The organism is Actinomadura sp. GTD37, assembly GCF_041951365.1.
Taxonomy (GTDB): Bacteria; Actinomycetota; Actinomycetes; order Streptosporangiales; family Streptosporangiaceae; genus Spirillospora.
Map to the genome: position 1 here is coordinate 198,341 of NZ_JBGNUS010000006.1, position 17,368 is coordinate 215,708.

At 73.5% G+C, this 17,368-nt stretch carries 16 protein-coding genes; 6 read left to right on the forward strand and 10 right to left on the reverse strand.

Features of this window, described 5'->3' with window-relative positions; translation table 11 throughout:
• Window positions 1–20 precede the first annotated feature (20 nt).
• Window positions 21–1,118 carry an alpha/beta hydrolase gene (locus ACA511_RS28405; RefSeq protein WP_375027686.1) on the forward strand — a complete coding sequence of 366 codons (1,098 nt, stop codon included), beginning with the start codon at window positions 21–23 and terminating at the stop codon, window positions 1,116–1,118.
• 78 nt (window positions 1,119–1,196) lie between these two features.
• On the opposite strand, the gene ACA511_RS28410 is transcribed toward ACA511_RS28405, so the two are convergent.
• Window positions 1,197–1,727, reverse strand: a complete 531-nt coding sequence (locus tag ACA511_RS28410) for a MarR family transcriptional regulator (protein ID WP_375027687.1) — start codon at window positions 1,725–1,727, stop codon at window positions 1,197–1,199.
• Between the two features lie 44 nt (window positions 1,728–1,771).
• Here ACA511_RS28410 and icmF point away from each other — a divergent pair, with 44 nt between their 5' ends.
• Entirely contained in the window at window positions 1,772–4,999 is a 3,228-nt protein-coding gene (gene icmF, locus ACA511_RS28415; RefSeq protein WP_375027688.1) for a fused isobutyryl-CoA mutase/GTPase IcmF, read from the forward strand.
• A gap of 49 nt (window positions 5,000–5,048) precedes the next feature.
• Window positions 5,049–5,819: a helical backbone metal receptor gene (locus ACA511_RS28420; RefSeq protein WP_375027689.1), complete on the forward strand. Its 771-nt coding sequence runs from the start codon at window positions 5,049–5,051 to the stop codon at window positions 5,817–5,819.
• On the opposite strand, the gene ACA511_RS28425 is transcribed toward ACA511_RS28420, so the two are convergent.
• From ACA511_RS28425 to ACA511_RS28450, 6 genes are all read right to left on the reverse strand, one after another.
• On the reverse strand, window positions 5,816–6,436 hold the full coding sequence (locus tag ACA511_RS28425; RefSeq protein WP_375027690.1) for a TetR/AcrR family transcriptional regulator: 621 nt from the start codon (window positions 6,434–6,436) through the stop codon (window positions 5,816–5,818). The genes ACA511_RS28420 and ACA511_RS28425 overlap by 4 nt on opposite strands.
• Window positions 6,420–7,175 (reverse strand): 3-oxoacyl-ACP reductase FabG, encoded by a 756-nt coding sequence (fabG, locus tag ACA511_RS28430; RefSeq protein ID WP_375027691.1) that lies wholly within the window; start codon window positions 7,173–7,175, stop codon window positions 6,420–6,422. The genes ACA511_RS28425 and fabG overlap by 17 nt, the downstream gene beginning before the upstream one ends.
• Before the next feature lie 16 nt (window positions 7,176–7,191).
• Complete coding sequence (locus ACA511_RS28435) at window positions 7,192–8,343, reverse strand: acyl-CoA dehydrogenase family protein (RefSeq protein WP_375027692.1); 1,152 nt, start codon at window positions 8,341–8,343, stop codon at window positions 7,192–7,194.
• Between the two features lie 103 nt (window positions 8,344–8,446).
• Window positions 8,447–10,429, reverse strand: a complete 1,983-nt coding sequence (locus tag ACA511_RS28440) for a substrate-binding domain-containing protein (RefSeq protein WP_375027693.1) — start codon at window positions 10,427–10,429, stop codon at window positions 8,447–8,449.
• A gap of 147 nt (window positions 10,430–10,576) precedes the next feature.
• Complete coding sequence (locus ACA511_RS28445) at window positions 10,577–10,870, reverse strand: hypothetical protein (protein ID WP_375027694.1); 294 nt, start codon at window positions 10,868–10,870, stop codon at window positions 10,577–10,579.
• Between the two features lie 458 nt (window positions 10,871–11,328).
• Window positions 11,329–11,691, reverse strand: coding sequence for a DUF3099 domain-containing protein (locus ACA511_RS28450; protein WP_375027695.1), 363 nt, complete (start codon window positions 11,689–11,691; stop codon window positions 11,329–11,331).
• A gap of 68 nt (window positions 11,692–11,759) precedes the next feature.
• Between ACA511_RS28450 and ACA511_RS28455 the strand changes: the two genes are divergently transcribed.
• Entirely contained in the window at window positions 11,760–11,972 is a 213-nt protein-coding gene (locus ACA511_RS28455) for a dodecin (protein ID WP_375027696.1), read from the forward strand.
• A gap of 48 nt (window positions 11,973–12,020) precedes the next feature.
• Here ACA511_RS28455 and ACA511_RS28460 read toward each other — a convergent pair whose 3' ends face one another.
• Together ACA511_RS28460 and ACA511_RS28465 are read right to left on the reverse strand one after the other, a co-directional pair.
• The gene (locus ACA511_RS28460) at window positions 12,021–13,427 is read right to left on the reverse strand and encodes a metallopeptidase TldD-related protein (protein ID WP_375027697.1); all 1,407 of its coding nucleotides are present in this window, start codon (window positions 13,425–13,427) and stop codon (window positions 12,021–12,023) included.
• On the reverse strand, window positions 13,424–14,923 hold the full coding sequence (locus ACA511_RS28465) for a TldD/PmbA family protein (protein ID WP_375027698.1): 1,500 nt from the start codon (window positions 14,921–14,923) through the stop codon (window positions 13,424–13,426). The genes ACA511_RS28460 and ACA511_RS28465 overlap by 4 nt, the downstream gene beginning before the upstream one ends.
• Window positions 14,924–15,074: 151 nt before the next feature.
• On the opposite strand from ACA511_RS28465, the gene ACA511_RS28470 reads away from it, so the two are divergent.
• The gene (locus ACA511_RS28470) at window positions 15,075–15,779 is read left to right on the forward strand and encodes a beta-ketoacyl-ACP reductase (protein WP_375027699.1); all 705 of its coding nucleotides are present in this window, start codon (window positions 15,075–15,077) and stop codon (window positions 15,777–15,779) included.
• A 5-nt stretch (window positions 15,780–15,784) separates the two neighbouring features.
• Window positions 15,785–16,570: an enoyl-ACP reductase FabI gene (fabI, locus tag ACA511_RS28475; RefSeq protein WP_375027700.1), complete on the forward strand. Its 786-nt coding sequence runs from the start codon at window positions 15,785–15,787 to the stop codon at window positions 16,568–16,570.
• Between the two features lie 75 nt (window positions 16,571–16,645).
• On the opposite strand, the gene ACA511_RS28480 is transcribed toward fabI, so the two are convergent.
• The gene (locus ACA511_RS28480) at window positions 16,646–17,278 is read right to left on the reverse strand and encodes a hypothetical protein (RefSeq protein ID WP_375027701.1); all 633 of its coding nucleotides are present in this window, start codon (window positions 17,276–17,278) and stop codon (window positions 16,646–16,648) included.
• Between the last annotated feature and the right edge of the window lie 90 nt (window positions 17,279–17,368).

Genomic DNA, 17,368 nt, shown 5'->3' on the forward strand with positions numbered 1-17,368 from the left:
GAGCCGCAGCATAGGTGATCGTGATTACCAGGGAGTTCGTAGGGCTGCCGTCCCCCCTCGCGGGCCGGGCGGGCGCGGGCGGCCACCCGTGCCAGGGCGTCTACCACCGACCCGCCGGGAACCCGCCCCGGACGGCGTTCATCGCGACCCACTACAACGTGGACTTCTCCGAGCACTACCTCGCCGAGCACCTCGCCGAGCGCGGCTACGGCTTCCTCGGGTGGAATACCCGCTTTCGCGGCAACGAGGCGTACTTCCTGCTCGACCACGCGCTCGCCGAGATCGGCGCCGGGGTCCGCTGGCTCCGCGAGCGGGCCGGCGTGGAGCGGATCGTGCTGCTCGGCAACTCCGGCGGCGGCTCGCTGATGGCCGCCTACCAGTCGCAGGCCGTGGAGCCGAACGTCACGCCGGTCGCCGGGATGCGCCCGGTCCCCGCCGTCGAGGACCTCCCCGCCGGTGATCTGTTCATCGCGCTCGCCGCGCACTCCGGCCGTCCCGAGGTCCTCACCGCCTGGATGGACCCGTCGGTCACCGACGAGACCGACGCGCTGTCCGCCGACCCCGCCCTCGACCCGTTCGACCCGGAGAACGGCCCGCCCTACAGCCCGGAGTTCCAGGCCCGCTACCGCGCCGCCCAGCGCGCCCGCAACGAGCGCATCACCGACCGGGTCCTCGCCCGGCTGGACGCCCTGAAGGGCACCCGCGCCCGCGACGCCCTGTTCAACGTGCACCGCACCTGGGCCGACCTCCGGATGATCGACCCGTCCATCGAGCCGTCCGACCGCGCGCCCAACCGCTGCTACCTCGGCGAGCCCGTCAAGGCCAACTACGGCGTGTTCGGCATCGGGTCGGTGTGCACGCTCCGCACCTGGCTGTCGATGTGGAGCCTGCGGACCTCGCAGTGCGCCGCCGCGCCGCACCTCGCGCGCATCACCGTCCCGTCCCTGGTGGTCCACGCCACGGCGGACGAGTGCGTCTACGACAGCGACGCCCGCGCGGTGTACGGCGCCCTCGCCGCGTCCGACAAGACCCTCGAATTCGTCAAGGACACCCACTACCTGCCGAACTCGCGCCCGCTGGCCGCCGACCTCGTCGACGCCTGGGTCCGGGGCCGCTGAACCTCGCCACAGCGTCAACACGGCCTCGGCGACCGCCGGCACGCGCCGCGTGGGCGGGGGCGCGGGCGCCCCGCCGGGTCAGGGGAGGTCGCCTGCGGAGACGCGGACGGAGCGGAGGGCCGCGGTGATCTCGGCGGCCTGCGCGGCGGGGAGGCCGGCGATGCCGAAGCCGGACTCGTTGAGGGCCACGGTCGCCTGCTCGGCGAGGTCGCGGCCGGCGGGGGTGACGGTGGCGAGGACGACGCGGCGGTCGTCGGGGGAGGGGCCGCGCCCGACGAGCCCGCGCCGCTCCAGCCGTCCGATCACGTTGGTGACCGACGCGGGGTGCACCATGAGGCGTGTGCCCATCTTGCCCATGGGAAGGGTCCCGGTGCGGGTGAAGGCGAGCAGGCGCAGGGCCTCGTAGGCGGCGAACGTCAGCCCGTACGGCTTGAGGACGGCCTCGATCCGGCTGAGGAGGAGCTGCTGGGCGCGCATCACCGAGGTGACGGCCGCCATGTGGTCGGCGTGCTCGGGCCAGCGGCTGCTCCACTGCCGGTGGGCCTCGGCGATGGGGTCGGGGGTGTCGGACACCCGGTCACCGTATGCCGTCTTGACTCGTTCGCGCACGGAAACTATTTTAACTTCCAAATATTGGATGTCCAAGGTTTGGGGTGGAGACGGTGACGGGGGAGCTGCACGCGCCGGTTCATCCGGTGCGGTTCGTGACGGCGGCCGCGCTGTTCGACGGCCACGACGCGGCCATCAACATCATGCGGCGGATCCTGCAGTCCCAGGGCGCCGAGGTGGTGCACCTCGGCCACGACCGGTCGGTCCGCGAGGTCGTCGACGCCGTCCTGGAGGAGGACGCGCAGGGCGTGGCGATCAGCTCCTACCAGGGCGGCCACGTCGAGTACTTCGAGTACCTGTCGCGCGGCCTCAAGGAGGCCGGCGCCGAGCACGTGAAGGTGTTCGGCGGGGGCGGCGGCGTGATCGTCCACGAGGAGATCGCGCGGCTGTCGGACGCGGGCGTGCGGATCTTCTCGCCGGAGGACGGCCAGCGGCTCGGCCTGCCCGGGATGATCAACGAGCTGGTGCGCGACTGCGACGCCGACCTCGCCGCCGAGCCCGTCCCGGCGGAGCAGGTGCTCGCGGGGGACCGGCGCGCCCTCGCGAGGACGATCACGTGCCTGCAGGCCGGGAGGCTGCCGGACGGCGACCGCGCGCGGCTCGCGGAGGCGGCCGCGCGGCGGAGCGTCCCCGTGCTGGGCATCACCGGGACGGGCGGGTCCGGGAAGTCGTCCCTCACCGACGAGCTGGTCCGGCGGTTCCGCGTCGACCAGGGCGACCGGCTGCGCGTCGCGGTGCTCGCCGTGGACCCGACGCGGCGGCGCGGCGGCGGCGCGCTGCTCGGCGACCGGATCAGGATGAACTCCCTGGACGGCGACCGCGTGTACTTCCGCTCGCTGGCGACGCGGGGCGCGCGCGAGCTGCCGGACGGCATCGAGGACGTCGTCGCCGCCTGCAAGGCCGCCGGGTACGACCTGGTCGTCCTGGAGACGCCCGGCATCGGGCAGGGCGACGCGGCGATCGTCCCGCTGGTGGACGTGTCGCTGTACGTGATGACGCCGGAGTTCGGCGCCGCGTCCCAGCTGGAGAAGATCGACATGCTCGACTTCGCCGACGTGGTCGCGATCAACAAGTTCGAGCGGCGCGGCGCGGCCGACGCGCTGCGGGACGTCTCGCGGCAGCTCGTCCGCAACCGGGAGGCGTTCGGGCAGCGGCCCGAGGACATGCCCGTGTTCGGCACCAGCGCCGCCACCTTCGACGACGACGGCGTCACGGCCCTCTACCGGCACCTCGGCGGCCTGCTGGGCGAGCGCGGCCTGGAGCTGCGCGACGGCGTCCTGCCGGCGCCCGCGACGAAGACCTCCACGGGCGCCGCGACCGTGATCCCGCCCGGCCGGGTGCGGTACCTGTCCGACATCGCCGAGGCCGTGCGCGGCTACCACGCCGGCACGGTGGAGCAGATGGCGGCCGTGCGGCGCGTCCAGCGGCTGGACGAGGTCCGCGCCGAGCTGACCGACGCGTCCGAGGTCGAGGGCCTGCTGGCGGAGGCGCGCCGCGCCGTCGCCCCGAACAGCGCCGAACTGATCGGGAACTGGCCGGCCGTCGCCGAGTCCTACTCCGGCGACGAGCAGGTCGTGAAGGTCCGCGACAGGGAGCTGCGCACCCGGCTCGCGCGCGAGTCGCTGTCGGGCAGCCGCATCCCGCGCGTCGCGCTGCCGCGCTACACCGACCACGGGGAGCTGCTGCGGTTCCTGCGCAGCGAGAACCTGCCCGGCAGGTTCCCGTTCACCGGCGGGGTGTTCCCGTTCAAGCGCGACAACGAGGACCCGGCCCGCATGTTCGCGGGGGAGGGCGACCCGTTCCGCACCAACCGCCGCTTCAAGCTGCTGTCGGAGGGCCAGCCCGCGACCCGGCTGTCCACCGCGTTCGACTCGGTCACCCTCTACGGGCGGGACCCGGACGAGCGCCCCGACGTGTACGGCAAGGTCGGCACGTCCGGCGTGTCGATCGCGACGCTGGACGACATGAAGGCGCTCTACGACGGGTTCGACCTGTCGTCGCCCACCACGTCGGTGTCGATGACCATCAACGGGCCCGCGCCCACGATCCTGGCGTTCTTCCTCAACACCGCCATCGACCAGGGGCTCGACGCCTTCTACGAGGAGCACGGGCGCGACCCGTCCGGGGACGAGGCCGCGGCGATCCGCGCGCGCGTCCTGTCGACCGTGCGCGGCACCGTGCAGGCCGACATCCTCAAGGAGGACCAGGGGCAGAACACCTGCATCTTCTCCACGGAGTTCTCGCTGCGGATGATGGGCGACATCCAGGAGTGGTTCATCGCCAACGCCGTCCGCAACTTCTACTCGGTGTCGATCTCCGGCTACCACATCGCCGAGGCCGGCGCGAACCCCATCAGCCAGCTCGCGTTCACCCTCGCCAACGGGTTCACCTACGTCGAGTCGTACCTGGCGCGCGGCATGGACATCGACGACTTCGCGCCCAACCTGTCGTTCTTCTTCTCCAACGGCATGGACCCCGAGTACAACGTCCTCGGACGCGTGGCCCGCCGCATCTGGGCCGTGGCCATGCGCGACCGGTACGGCGCCAACGAGCGCAGCCAGAAGCTCAAGTACCACGTGCAGACGTCCGGGCGCTCCCTGCACGCGCAGGAGATGCACTTCAACGACATCCGCACGACCCTGCAAGCGCTCATCGCCATCTACGACAACTGCAACAGCCTGCACACCAACGCCTACGACGAGGCCGTGACGACGCCGACGGCCGAGTCGGTGCGGCGGGCGCTGGCGATCCAGCTCGTCATCAACCGGGAGTGGGGCCTCGCGATGAACGAGAACCCGCTGCAGGGCTCGTTCGTCATCGACGAGCTGACCGACCTGGTCGAGGAGGCGGTGCTCACGGAGTTCGACCGCATCAGCGAGCGCGGCGGCGTCCTCGGCGCGATGGAGACCGGCTACCAGCGCGGCCGCATCCAGGACGAGTCGATGCTGTACGAGCGGCGCAAGCACGACGGGTCCCTGCCGATCATCGGGGTCAACACGTTCCGCCCGGCGGAGGGCGGGGACGGGACGCCGAAGACGATCGAGCTGGCCCGCGCCACCGAGGACGAGAAGCGCTCCCAGCTCGACCGCGTCCGCCGCTACCAGGACGCGCACCGTGACCGGGCCGGCGCCGCCCTCGCCGCGCTGAAGGAGGCGGCGCGGTCCGGCGAGAACGTGTTCGCCGTCCTGATGGACGCGGCGCGCGTGTGCAGCCTCCAGCAGATCACCGACGCGTTCTTCGAGGTCGGCGGCCAGTACCGGCGCAACATATGAGCGGGGCGGCCCAGGGGGCGCGGGGGGCCGCCCGCCGCGGGGCGCGCGCATGACGCCCGCCGACGACACCGGCCGCCCGGTCCCGGTCCCGGACCGGGTGCGCCGCGTCGTGTCGATCGTCCCGTCCCTGACGGAGACGGTCGCGGTGACCGCGCCGGGCCTGCTCGCGGGGGCCACCGACTGGTGCACGCATCCGGAGGGCCTGGACGTGCCGCGCGTGGGGGGCACGAAGAACCCCGACGTGGAGCGGATCGCGGAGCTGCGGCCCGACGTCGTCCTGGGGAACACCGAGGAGAACCGCCCCGCCGACGTCGAGGCGATGCGCGCGGCCGGCATCCCCGTCTGGATGACCGAGATCCGCACGGTCGACGAGGCCCTCGCCTCGCTGCGCCGCATGCTCGCGGAGGCGTGCCGCGTCGCGGCGCCGGGCTGGCTGGACGAGGCGGCGCGCGTCTGGGCGGACGTCGTCCCGGAGCGGCGGCGGGCCGCGGTCGTCCCGGTCTGGCGGCGGCCGTGGATGGTCGTCGGCCGCGACACGTTCACCGGCGACGTCCTGTCCCGCCTGGGCGTGTCCAACGTCTACGCCGGCCACCCCGACCGCTACCCCAAGATCCCCCTGGACGAGCTGAACGCCGCCGGCGCCGACCTCGTCGTCCTGCCGGACGAGCCGTACCGCTTCACCGAGGACGACGGCCCCGAGTCGTTCCCCGGCCTCGACGTCGCGCTCGTGGACGGGCGCCATCTCACCTGGTACGGACCGTCGCTCGCCGGCGCCCCGGCGGCCCTGTCGCGGCGGCTCGCCGGGGCGCGCGCGTACTAGCCGGCCTCGCGCGCGGACGGCTCGCGGGCGGACGGCTCGCGGGCGAACATGGCCTCCACGCACTCCGCCATGCGCTTGTCGAGGTCGTCGGCCGGGAGGCCGATCTCGCGCGCGAGATGCTCGCGCAGCAGCGTGTACCCGTAGATCGTGGACGCGATCGCCGCCTGCACCGCCGCCACGTCCTCGACCGGCAGCTCGCCCCGCGCGGCCTCGGCGGCGAGGTCGGCGCGGCCCGCGCCCCGGTTCAGCAGGACGCGGGGCCGGTCGTCGCCGTCCAGCACCAGCAGCGTCGCCAGCCGGACGGGCTCGGGGTCCTGCAGGCTCGTCCAGAACAGCCGGGACAGCCGCCGGCGCAGCGGCAGCCCGGCGGCGTCGACCGCGTCCTCGGCGTTCGGCCGCGACCGGTGGAACAGGGCCGAGCGCAGCAGCGACCGCCGCGACCCGAAGTACTGGTAGACGAGCCCGCGGTTGACGCGCGCCTCGTCGGCGACCTGCCGCAGGTTCAGCCCGGCGAGGACGCCGCCGCGGCGCAGCAGCGCGACCGCGGCCGCCCGCAGCGACTCCTCCGTCGCGTCCCGGTCCCGTGCGCGGGGCGCCCCCTCACGCGCGGGGACCACCCGCCACATAGATCACCTGGCCGGACACGAACGACGCGTCCTCGCCGACGAGGAACGCGACCGTCCCGGCGATGTCCTCGGGGACGCCGACGCGCCGCACCGGGATCTCCTTGGCGGCGGCGGCCTTGAAGTCCTCGAAGTCGACGCCGACGCGGGCGGCGGTCGCGGCGGTCATCTCGGTCGCGATGAACCCGGGCGCGATCGCGTTGGCGGTGACGCCGAACCTGCCGAGCTCGATGGCGAGGGTCTTGGTGAAGCCCTGCAGGCCCGCCTTGGCGGCCGAGTAGTTGACCTGGCCGCGGTTGCCGAGGGCCGACACCGACGACAGGTTCACGATCCGGCCCCAGCCGGCCTTCGTCATGTGCTCCTGCGCGGCGCGGCTCATCAGGAACGAGCCGCGCAGGTGCACCGACATGACGGAGTCCCAGTCGTCGTCGGACATCTTGAACAGCAGGTTGTCGCGGGTGATGCCGGCGTTGTTCACCAGCACCACCGGCGGGCCCAGCTCGGCGGCGACGCGCGCGACGGCCGCGGCCGCCGCCGCGGAGTCGGCGACGTCCACGCCGACGGCGAGCGCCGTCCCGCCGTCCTCCGCGATCGCGTCGACGGTGCCGGCGCAGGCGGCCTCGTCGAGGTCGCAGACCGCGACGGCGAATCCCTCCCGCGCGAGCCGGACGGCGACGGCGGCGCCGATGCCGCGCGCGGCCCCGGTGACCAGGGCGACCCGGTTGTCGGTCATCTCCGCTTCCCTTCCGTCAGACCTGGATGTCCTTGGCGATGATGGTCTTGAGGACCTCGCTGGTGCCGCCGTAGATCCGGGTGACGCGGGCGTCGGCGTACAGGCGCGCGATCGGGTACTCCAGGATGTATCCGTAGCCGCCGTGCAGCTGGAGGCACTTGTCGACGACGCGGGCCTGCACCTCGGTGCAGAACAGCTTGCAGACGGCGGCGTCGGCGGGGGTGAGCTCGCCGGCGTCCAGCGCCTCGATGCAGCGGTCGACGAGGGAGCGGGCCGCCTCGACCTCGGTGGCGCACTCGGCGAGGACGAACTTGGTGTTCTGGAACGACGACACGGTCTTGCCGAAGACCGTGCGCTCCTTGACGTACCTGCGCGCGAACTCGACCGCGGCGGCGGCGGACGCGTAGGAGCTGGTCGCGATGCCGAGGCGCTCCTCGGCCAGGTTGTGGGTGAGGTAGTCGAAGCCGCGGCCCTCCTCGCCGAGGAGGTCCTCGACGGGCACCCGGACGTCGGTGAACGACAGCTCGGCGGTGTCGGAGCTGCGCAGCCCGATCTTCTCCAGCTTGCGGCCGACCGCGTAGCCCTCGCTCTTCGTGTCGACGGCGAGGATCGACAGCCCGGCGCGGCGGTTCTCCGGCGTGGCGGGGGACGTGCGGGCCACCACCAGCACCCGGTCGGCGAGGACGCCGCCGGTGATGAAGGTCTTGGCGCCGTTCAGGACGTAGTGGTCGCCGTCGCGCTTCGCGGTGGTCTGCATGCCGGCGAGGTCGGAGCCGGTGCCGGGCTCGGTCATGGCGATGGCCGTCATCATCTCGCCGGACACGAACGCCGGCAGCCAGCGCTTCTTCTGCTCCTCGCTGCCGTACTTGAGCAGGTAGGGCAGGACGAGGTTGACGTGCACCCCGTAGCCGCCGAAGCCGACGCCCGCGCGGGCGCACTCCTCGGAGACCACCGCCTGGTACTTGAAGCTGGTCTCGCCGGCGCCGCCGTACTCCTCGGGCACCTGGATGCCGAACACGCCGAGCTCGCCGAGCTTGGCGTAGAACTCGCGCGGCGGGTGGCCCGCGTTCTCCCAGTCCTCGTAGACCGGGGCGACCTCGGCCTCGATGAACGCCCGGATCGTGTCCCGGAACGCCTCGTGGTCCTCGTTGAAAACGGTGCGGCGCACGCCGTCCCCTCTCGCTGCGTTACTAACGGAACGCTAACTTAGCTCGAATCTGGTTCTAGAACCAAGTACGAGTGCGATCGGATCGGGGCCGGGGCGCGCCGGGTCAGGGGGTGACCCGCTGGGACAGCGCCTTGAGGAAGAGGGCCTGCACCTGCTCGGGGGTGTCGGCCACGTAGGCGTCGCCGCGGGTGAGCCGCGCGATCCGCCGCAGCTCGCCGACGTCCACGCCGTCGCCGTTGCCGAACATGTTGATCAGCACCGGGCGCTCCGGGTCGTACTCGCGGCGGATGTGCTCCAGCGTCTCGGCGAGCGACGGGCCGCCCGGGTCCTCGTTCCTGCCGTCCGTCCACAGCAGGATCGAGTTCACGTACTCCGGCTTGTAGGTCCGCTTCATGTAGTCGAACGCCGCCATGACCGTGTCGTACAGGCCCGTGTCGCCGTGCTCCTTCACCCGGATCTGCGCGAACGCGCTCAGCATCCGCTGGCGGCGGGTGGCCGAGCCGAGCCGCTCGCCGAGCGGCCCCACGCTCACCAGCTCCCGCCAGTCCTGCCCGCCCACCAGCCCGGTGGAGAAGACCCACTGGCCGAGCTCGCTGTCGTCGGGCAGCAGCGACAGCCCGTCCTGCGCCGTGCGCACCGTCGCCTGGAGCCGGGACACGCCCGGCGCGACGTCCTCCTCCATCGACCCGGAGACGTCGATGATGCTCAGCATCCGGATGCTCAGCGACAGCTGGGCCCACTGCTGCACGGTCCCGCGCACCTGCGCGGCGGGCACCGGGGGCAGCGCCCCGGGCGCGCGCGGGTTCAACCCGGCCTTCTCGGTGAACGCCGCCGGCGCGGTGCCGTCGGGAGCGCGGAAGCCGAGCCCGCGCACGTCGTCGCGCGTGGCCTTGGACGCGAGCTCCGCGCGCAGCAGCCTGGCCGCGCTCACCTCGGCGGGGTCCCCGGACAGGACGGTCACGGGGTGGTCGAGGTAGACGGTGCCCTCGGCCGGGTACACCGCCACGGCGGGCTCCGCCGGCCGGCGCGCGTTGTAGGCGAACACGGCCTGCTCGGGCGCCAGCGCGACGGGATACCGGTCGCCCTTCTCCACGCGGAACGCCGTGAACTCCGCGTCGACCGACGCCGCCACGCCCTCCCGGAACGTGCGGACCACGCCGGCGAACCCCGCCCGCCCCTCGGGGCCGCCCGACAGCAGCGCCCCGGCCAGCAGCAGGGTGCCCATCCCCGTGGCGCTGCGGACGGGGTCGGGGACCTGCAGCCGGAACAGCCGCGGGGGGATCACGCCGTCCCCGCCCCCGGGGTCGTCGCCGGAGTCCTCCGCCGTCCCGGCCGCCGCCAGCAGCTCCCGCCAGGACGGCCGCGCGGGGGCCCCGAGGTCGCGCAGCTGCGCCGCGAGGCCGCGCGGCATCGCGAGGACGATGGGGCTCGACGCCATCCCGCCGAGCCCGGTTCCCGCCGGGCCGGACCCTTCGACGAGGTCGGTCCACAGGGACGAGTCCGGGATCCAGACGTCGGGCTTCTCCGCCACCCCGGCCACGCCCCTTCCGGACAGCAGCGTCGCGACGGCGGCCGGGTCGGTCGTGCGCACGCGCGCGCGGGCGCAGCGCCCGTCCACCTCGTGCCCGGCGTCGTTGAACCGGCCCGCCGCCCGGATCGCCGCGGGTGCGACGTCCGGGGCCGCCGCCACGGCGATCGTCAGCGCGTCGCCGCCGGAGCAGCCGCCGCCCGCCGTGCCGAACGCGTACGCGGCGGCGCCGGTGATCAGCACCAGGCCGATCGCGCCCGCCAGCGGGCCGAGCAGGATGCCGCCGAGGCGGCGCGGCGGCCGGCGCGCCCCGCCCGCCCGGCGTCCGGCGCGGGCCGGCTTCGCGGCGGCGTGCGCCGGGCCGGGCGGGCGGGGCGTGCTCCGGGGGCGGCGGAAGGCGTCGAAGGGCTCGCCGGCCTCCGTCCGGGGCGGCGCCCGGTGCGCGCCGGGGACGCCGCCCGGATCGGAGGCGCCGAGGAAGACATGGGGTGCGTCGAATCCGCCCGTCTCCGTGGCGTTCCGGGGCGCCCACTCCGGTACGTCGTCGTGTCCGCTCATCACCGATCTCCGTTTCCCGCACCGGCGTGCGGGGCCGCGTCGCGTCGTGTCCTGGCGGGCCGCTCATGAGACACATCATCGATCTGTCTCAGAAAGGTCAGGTGTGATGTTCGTCTCATCGGAGCCGTCCGTCAAGGGGTTCGCGGTTCAGGGGCCGCCGGGATCTCGGCGAGCAGCACGGCCGGCCCGGCTGCGCGTCCGGGCCGCCGGCGCCCGCGCGTCCGCCGCCGGGACCACGGGCCGGGACGGCGCGGGCGGCACGCCCCGGTCGCCCGCCGGCACGGACCGGTGCGGCGGCGCGGGCGGCAGGGCGCCGCCGGGGGAGTCCGCGACGCGGCGGGCGAGCAGTTCGTCGTGCGCGCGCCGCACCTGGGCCGGGCCGCGCCGTCCGACGCGTCGTTCCATGCGGTAGCGGCCGTCCAGCCGGAATCCTGGGTCCACGGGGCCTCCCCTCGGGCGCGGGGCGGTGTTGTCGCCGCTCAGCAGTACGCAGCGGGGGCCCGGAACGGATCGGTCCGGGGCGGGCAAGCCGGAGGGCGCGGGCCGGGAACCTCTTGCCCGCGCACGGATCAGCGGGCGAAAAGTTCGGATCGACCGGGTTTCGGCTCGTGGCCGGATTAGGCCAGCGCCTGAACTTGCCGTGGCTCCGGCGGTGTGCTTCCGGCCGGACGGACCGTCAAGGGCGGGTCAGCGAAGCACCGGCCGCGGGCCGGTGACGTCCCAGGAGAGTCCCCGGACATTGAAAAGCGGCGCCGGGTGGATACGGGGGCAATCCACCCGGCGCCGCATCATCGGTGTTCCGACGGGGGCCCGGAACACCGGCACGGGCGCTCCGACGGGGGACCAGAGCGCCGGTACAAATCGTACACCGAAACCCCCCGCGGTTAGTCAAGAGAATGTCACGACCCGATTTCTGGTCGCTGTCCGGAATCGGGCTTCTGTCCGGACTCTAGGCCGGACCTGTCGTGTTGCGCCCCGGCGCGGTCCCCGAAGGATGCCGAGGCCGTCGGCTCGCGCCCCCCGTTGGCGAAGATCACCGCGACGTAGGGCAGCAGGAGGGCCCCGACCACCAGGAGCACCGCCAGCCACCACGGCGCGCCCGCGACCGCGGCGACGACCGCGCCGACGAAGCAGAGGGTGCGGACCCCCATGGAGATCAGGTACCGGCGCTGCCGGTAGCCGATGTCCTCTGACATGGGCCGGGGGGCGTCGGTGACCGTGTAGATCTCCGGCTCCCGGTGGTGGCGGGGATTGACCTTCACATTTCCACGGTAAGCCCATGAGGTCCGACCTGCGACGGCAGTACGGGTCAAATCACGGGAGGAACGAGATGACCGATCGCACGTACCGGGTGACGGAGATCGTGGGGACCTCCCCGGAGTCCGTCGAGACCGCGATCCGCAACGGAGTCAGGCGCGCCACCCAGACCCTCCGCCACCTCGACTGGTTCGAGGTGACGGAGGTCCGCGGCCAGATCGAGGACGGCGAGGTGGCCCACTTCCAGGTCACGATGAAGGTCGGCTTCCGCCTAGAGGACACCTGACCCCCCACCCGCCCGCATCCGGGGGCGTGGGGGGCCGGTCCCCCACGCTCAGGACGCCTGCGACACCGTCGACATGTTGAAGTCGGCGATCCTGATGGGCGGCATGGCGGCGCGGGTGAAGTAGTCCGACCATTCGCGCGGCAGGGTCGGCGCGGTCTCGCCGACCTCGGCGAGCCGGGTGAGCAGGTCGACGGGGCTCTCGTTGAACCGGAAGTTGTTCACGGCGCCGACGACTTCGCCGTTCTCGACGAGGTAGACGCCGTCGCGGGTGAGGCCGGTCAGCAGGAGGCTCTGCGGGTCGACCTCGCGGATGTACCAGAGGCAGGTGAGCAGCAGGCCGCGTTCGGTGCGGGCGACCATCTCGTCCAGGGACGCGCCGCCGTCCGGCCCGACCAGGGCGAGGTTGTCGATGGACGGGGTGGCCGGCAGCCCGGTCCGGTCCGCCGAGTGCCGGGTCTGGGTGAGGGAGTGCAGCGTCCCGTCCCGGATCCAGTCGGTGGCGCCGAGCGGGAGGCCGTTGTCGAACACGGACGCTTCGCGGCCTGAGGCGTGCGCGATGACGAACGGGGCGCATTCCAGCCCGGTGGCGGACGGGTCGCTGGACAGGGTCACGGGCAGGCTCGCGAGGCGCTCTCCGACGCGGGTGCCGCCGCCGGGGGCGCTGAACACCGTCCGGCCGTCCGCGGCGTCCTGGGCGCCCGCCGACCAGTACAGGTAGATCATCAGGTCGGCGACGGCGGACGGCGGCAGGATCGTCTCGTACCGCCCGGCGGGGAGGTCGATCCGCCGTTCGCCCCATTCCAGCCGGCGGGCGAGGTCGCCGGCGAGGGCGCCGACGTCGACGCCCGCGAAGTCGCGGGTGCCGGTGCCGGCCCACGCCGAGCCGCCGGCGCTCTTGGCGTTCAGCTCCAGCAGCCCGGTGGGCTGGTCGTGGCGCAGCCGCAGCCCGGCGGAGTTCCCGACGAACGTCGAGGTCAGGACGTGGTTGGCGAATCCGTAGAGGCGCCGGTCGGCGGCCTGCGCGGCGGCGAACGCCTCGCCGAGTGCGGGCGCGACTCCTTCGAACACGCCGATGCCGGTCTCGGCGGGCTCGTCGTCCCAGCCGGCCGCGGAGCCTCCGCCGACCAGCGGCTGGGCGTCCTCGGCGGGCTCGTTGCCGGCGGCGTCGGCCTCGGCGGCGCGGACGAGGTCCTCGATGCCGTCGGCGCCGGCGGCCGACCGGGACACCACGCCCGCGGCGACGCCGTCGGCGGTGCGGCGCAGCGCGATGACGGTGAGGCGGCTGGAGCGCGTCACGCCGTTGGTGGTGAGGGTGTTGCCCGCCCAGCGCAGGTTCGCGGTGCTCGCCTCGTCGGCGATCACGATGCAGTCGTCGGCGCGGGACAGCGCCAGGGCCCGCTCGACGGCCTCCTGCGGCCCGATCCCGCGCGCCGCCGGCCGGTTCGCCTCGCTCACGCGCCCGCCTCCTTCAGGGTGTTGAGGATGTTGACGCCGCGGAACAGCGCGGAGGGGCAGCCGTGGCTGACCGGCGCGACCTGTCCCGGCTGGCCCTTGCCGCAGTTGAACGCGCCGCCGAGCACGTAGGTGCCCGGGCCGCCGACGGCCTCCATGGAGTTCCAGAAGTCGGTGGTGGTGGCCTGGTAGGCGACGTCGCGGAGCTGCCCGGCGAGCCGCCCGTTCTCGATCCGGTAGAACCGCTGGCCGGTGAACTGGAAGTTGTACCGCTGCATGTCGATGGACCAGCTCTTGTCGCCGGCGATGTAGATGCCGCGCTCCACGCCGGAGATCAGCTCGTCGGTGGACGGGCCGTCGTCGGCGGGCTTGAGGGAGACGTTCGCCATCCGCTGGATCGGCATGCTGGACGCCGCGTCCGCGAACGCGCAGCCGTTGGAGCGGTCGGCGCCGGTGAGGCGCGCGATGCGCCGGTCGGTCTGGTATCCGGTGAACAGCCCCTCGGACACGATGTCGAACGACCGGGTCCGCACGCCCTCGTCGTCGTAGCCGATGGTGGCGAGGCCGTGCTCGGTGGTGCGGTCCCCGGTGATGTTCATGGCCTTGGAGCCGTACCGCATGGTGCCGAGCTTGTCGGGCGTGGCGAAGGAGGTGCCGGCGTAGGCGGCCTCGTAGCCGAGGGCCCGGTCCAGTTCGGTGGCGTGCCCGATCGACTCGTGGATCGTCAGCCACAGGTTGGACGGGTCGACGACGAGGTCGTACACGCCGGGGTCGACGGTCGGCGCGGCGAGCTTCTCGGCGAGCAGCTCGGGGATGCGGGCCAGTTCGCCGTCCCAGTCCCAGTGCGCGCCGGACAGCCATTCCCATCCGTATCCGGCGGGCGGCGCTAGCGTCCGCATCGTGTCGAACACGCCGTCGCCGATGCCGACGGCGTTCACGACGGGGTGCAGGCGGACGCGCTGCTGGGTGGTGACGGTCCCGGCGAGGTCGGCGAAGAACTTGTTCTCCTTGACCTGGAGGAGCGTCGCGTCCACGTGGTCGACGCGGTCGTCGCCGAGCAGGCGGCGGCTCCACCCGGCCAGCAGGGCGGCCTTGTCGGCGGTCGGCACCTCGAACGGGTCGGTCTCGTACGCCGAGACCCAGGTGCGCTCCCCGTGGACGGGTTCGGGGGCCAGTTCGATGGGTTCGCGGTTGACGGGCTTGGCGACGGCCGCGACCTCGACGGCCTGCGCGGCGACCCGCGCGGCCCCGTCGGGGGTGAGGTCGATGCCGGCGGCGAAGCCCCAGGTGCCGTCCTTGACGACCCGGACGGACAGGCCGACGTCGTCGGCGTCGAGGGCGGTCTCCAGGGCGGCGTCGTGCAGCCGGAGCGTCTGGCTGCGGATGCGCTCGAGGCGGAAGTCGGCGTGCTCGGCGCCCAGCTCCCGGGCCCGGGTCAGAGCCGCGTCGGCCAGCGCGCGGAGCGGCAGCGCGGTGAAGGCGGGATCGATGTCATGCACCCTCAGCAACCTACCCGCCGGGCGCGCGGCGGGCCCGCGAACAAACCGGGGTGAGCGGATCTTGTCGGTTCGGCACATCCGCAGGGCGCCGCGGGGGCCGCTAGGGTCGAGCCGCAGTCATCTGAGCACGAAAGTCGATGAGAGGGTCGTGATGAGTCGCTCTGTCCTCGTGACCGGCGGTAACCGGGGCATCGGCCTGGCGATCGCCCGCGAGCTGTCCGCGGCGGGCGACGCGGTCGCCGTCACCTACCGGTCGGGAGAGCCCCCCGAGGGGCTGTTCGGCGTCCGCTGCGACGTGACCGACGCCGAGGACGTGGACGCCGCGTTCAGCAAGGTCGAGGCCGAGCAGGGGCCGGTGCAGGTGGTGGTCGCGAACGCGGGCATCACCAAGGACACGCTGCTCGCGATCATGAGCGAGGAGTCGTTCACGTCCGTGCTCGACACGAACCTGACCGGCGCGTTCCGGGTCGCGAAGCGGGCCGTGAAGGGCATGATGCGCAAGCGCACCGGGCGGATCGTGCTGGTGTCGTCGGTCGTGGGGCTGATGGGCTCGCCGGGGCAGTCCAACTACGCCGCGTCCAAGGCGGGCATGGTCGGGTTCGCGCGCTCCCTCGCCCGCGAGCTGGGCTCCCGCAACATCACGGTCAACGTGGTGTCGCCGGGGTTCGTCGACACCGACATGACGGCGGTCCTCACCGAGGACCAGCAGAAGGCCATCACGGCGGCGGTCCCGCTCGGGCGGATCGCGCGGCCGGAGGAGATCGCGAAGGCGGTGCGGTTCGTGGCGAGCGAGGACGCCGCCTACATCACCGGGGCCGTGATCCCGGTGGACGGCGGACTGGGAATGGGGCACTGACGATCATGGGAATCCTCGAAGGCAAGCGCATCCTGGTGACCGGCGTCCTCACCGACGCCTCCATCGGGTTCCACGTCGCGCGGGTCGCGCAGGAGCAGGGCGCCGAGGTCGTCCTGACGGCCTACCCGCGCCCGACGCTGACGCAGCGGACCGCGAAGCGGCTGCCGTCCGGCCCGGACGCTCCGCCGCCGGTCATCGAGCTGGACGTGATGAACACCGAGCAGCTGGACGCCCTCGCGGGGAACCTGCGCGCCAACGGCTTCGACCACCTCGACGGCGTCGTCCACGCCATCGGCTTCGCGCCGCAGTCGGCGCTCGGCGGCAACTTCCTGGAGACGCCGTGGGAGGACGTCGCGACCGCCGTGCACGCCTCCACGTACTCGCTGAAGTCGCTGACGATGGCGTGCCTGCCGCTCATGAAGGACGGCGGCTCGGTCGTCGGCCTGGACTTCGACGCCACCAAGGCGTGGCCGGTGTACGACTGGATGGGCGTGGCGAAGGCCGGCCTGGAGTCGTGCTCCCGCTACCTGGCCAAGTACCTGGGCCCGCAGGGCATCCGCGTCAACCTCGTCGCGGCGGGGCCGCTGGCGACGATGGCGGCCAAGAGCATCCCCGGCTTCGAGGGCATGACCGACATGTGGCCGAAGGCGGCGCCGCTCGGCTGGGACGTCAAGGACAGCGAGCCGACCGCCCGCGCGTGCGCGGCGCTCCTGTCGGACTGGTTCCCCGCCACCACCGGCGAGATCGTCCACGTCGACGGCGGCATCCACGCCATCGGCGCCGCGTACTAGCCCGCCCCGCGCATCGGCCCGGCCCGCGCACCGGTCCGCCGCGCCCGCGGCGGACCGCCTGGGGGCGCCGGCCGGCTAGCGCGCCCTGCGGCGGCGGAGGGCGCGTCCGGCGACGCTGAGGTTGAGGGCGCCGACCGCTCCGGCGGCGCCCGCGGCGGCCGCGACGAGGAGCAGTTGGTGGTCGTCGGTCCCGGACGCGGCGACCGGGGAGATCAGCCGCGTCTGCGGCATGGCCGCGGTGCCGGAGGCGTTCCGGTAGGCGTTCGGGTCGGCGGCGATCTCCGGTGTCGGCAGCACGCCGGGCAGCCCGCTCGCGGTCGTCGGCGCCCCGCCGGCGTACGGCTTGAGGCCCTCGCCGCCGGTCATCGGGGCCGGCCCCGACGCCGCCCCGGCTCCGCCGCCCGTGGACGCGGCCGGGTCGCGCGGGGCCTTCGCCGGCGCCTTGACCGGGGTCTTCCGGGTCTTCTTCGTGGTGTTCTCGGTGGTCTTCTTCGGGGCGGGCGTCGGCGTGGGGCTCTTCGGGGTGAGGGCCTCGCGCAGGTTGCCGAGGTTGCACTTCCAGTTCTCGACCGTGCTCTCGGGGTCGACGCCCTTCTTGCACGTGTCCGCCGCCGCGGCGTCGGCCGCCGGGGCGGCGAGCACGAGGACGAGCGCTCCCGCCGAGACCGCCGCCGAAGCCGAACCTAGCCGCCTGAGCCGCTGGGGCATGTCGTTCCTCCACCCGATGCCGTGCCTGACCCTGTTGACATCGTGTCCCATACAGGGCCGTCCGTAAACCGCGACACGGGGGTTTCTTTA

Excerpts from the sequence above, each read along its gene's own strand:
- ACA511_RS28420 (WP_375027689.1), top strand. The coding sequence starts at position 5,049 with ATGACGCCCGCCGACGACACCGGCCGCCCGGTCCCGGTCCCGGACCGG.
- ACA511_RS28440 (WP_375027693.1), bottom strand. The coding sequence starts at position 10,429 with ATGAGCGGACACGACGACGTACCGGAGTGGGCGCCCCGGAACGCCACG.
- ACA511_RS28470 (WP_375027699.1), top strand. The coding sequence starts at position 15,075 with ATGAGTCGCTCTGTCCTCGTGACCGGCGGTAACCGGGGCATCGGCCTG.
- ACA511_RS28480 (WP_375027701.1), bottom strand. The coding sequence starts at position 17,278 with ATGCCCCAGCGGCTCAGGCGGCTAGGTTCGGCTTCGGCGGCGGTCTCG.
- fabG (WP_375027691.1), bottom strand. The coding sequence starts at position 7,175 with ATGACCGACAACCGGGTCGCCCTGGTCACCGGGGCCGCGCGCGGCATC.
- fabI (WP_375027700.1), top strand. The coding sequence starts at position 15,785 with ATGGGAATCCTCGAAGGCAAGCGCATCCTGGTGACCGGCGTCCTCACC.
- ACA511_RS28455 (WP_375027696.1), top strand. The coding sequence starts at position 11,760 with ATGACCGATCGCACGTACCGGGTGACGGAGATCGTGGGGACCTCCCCG.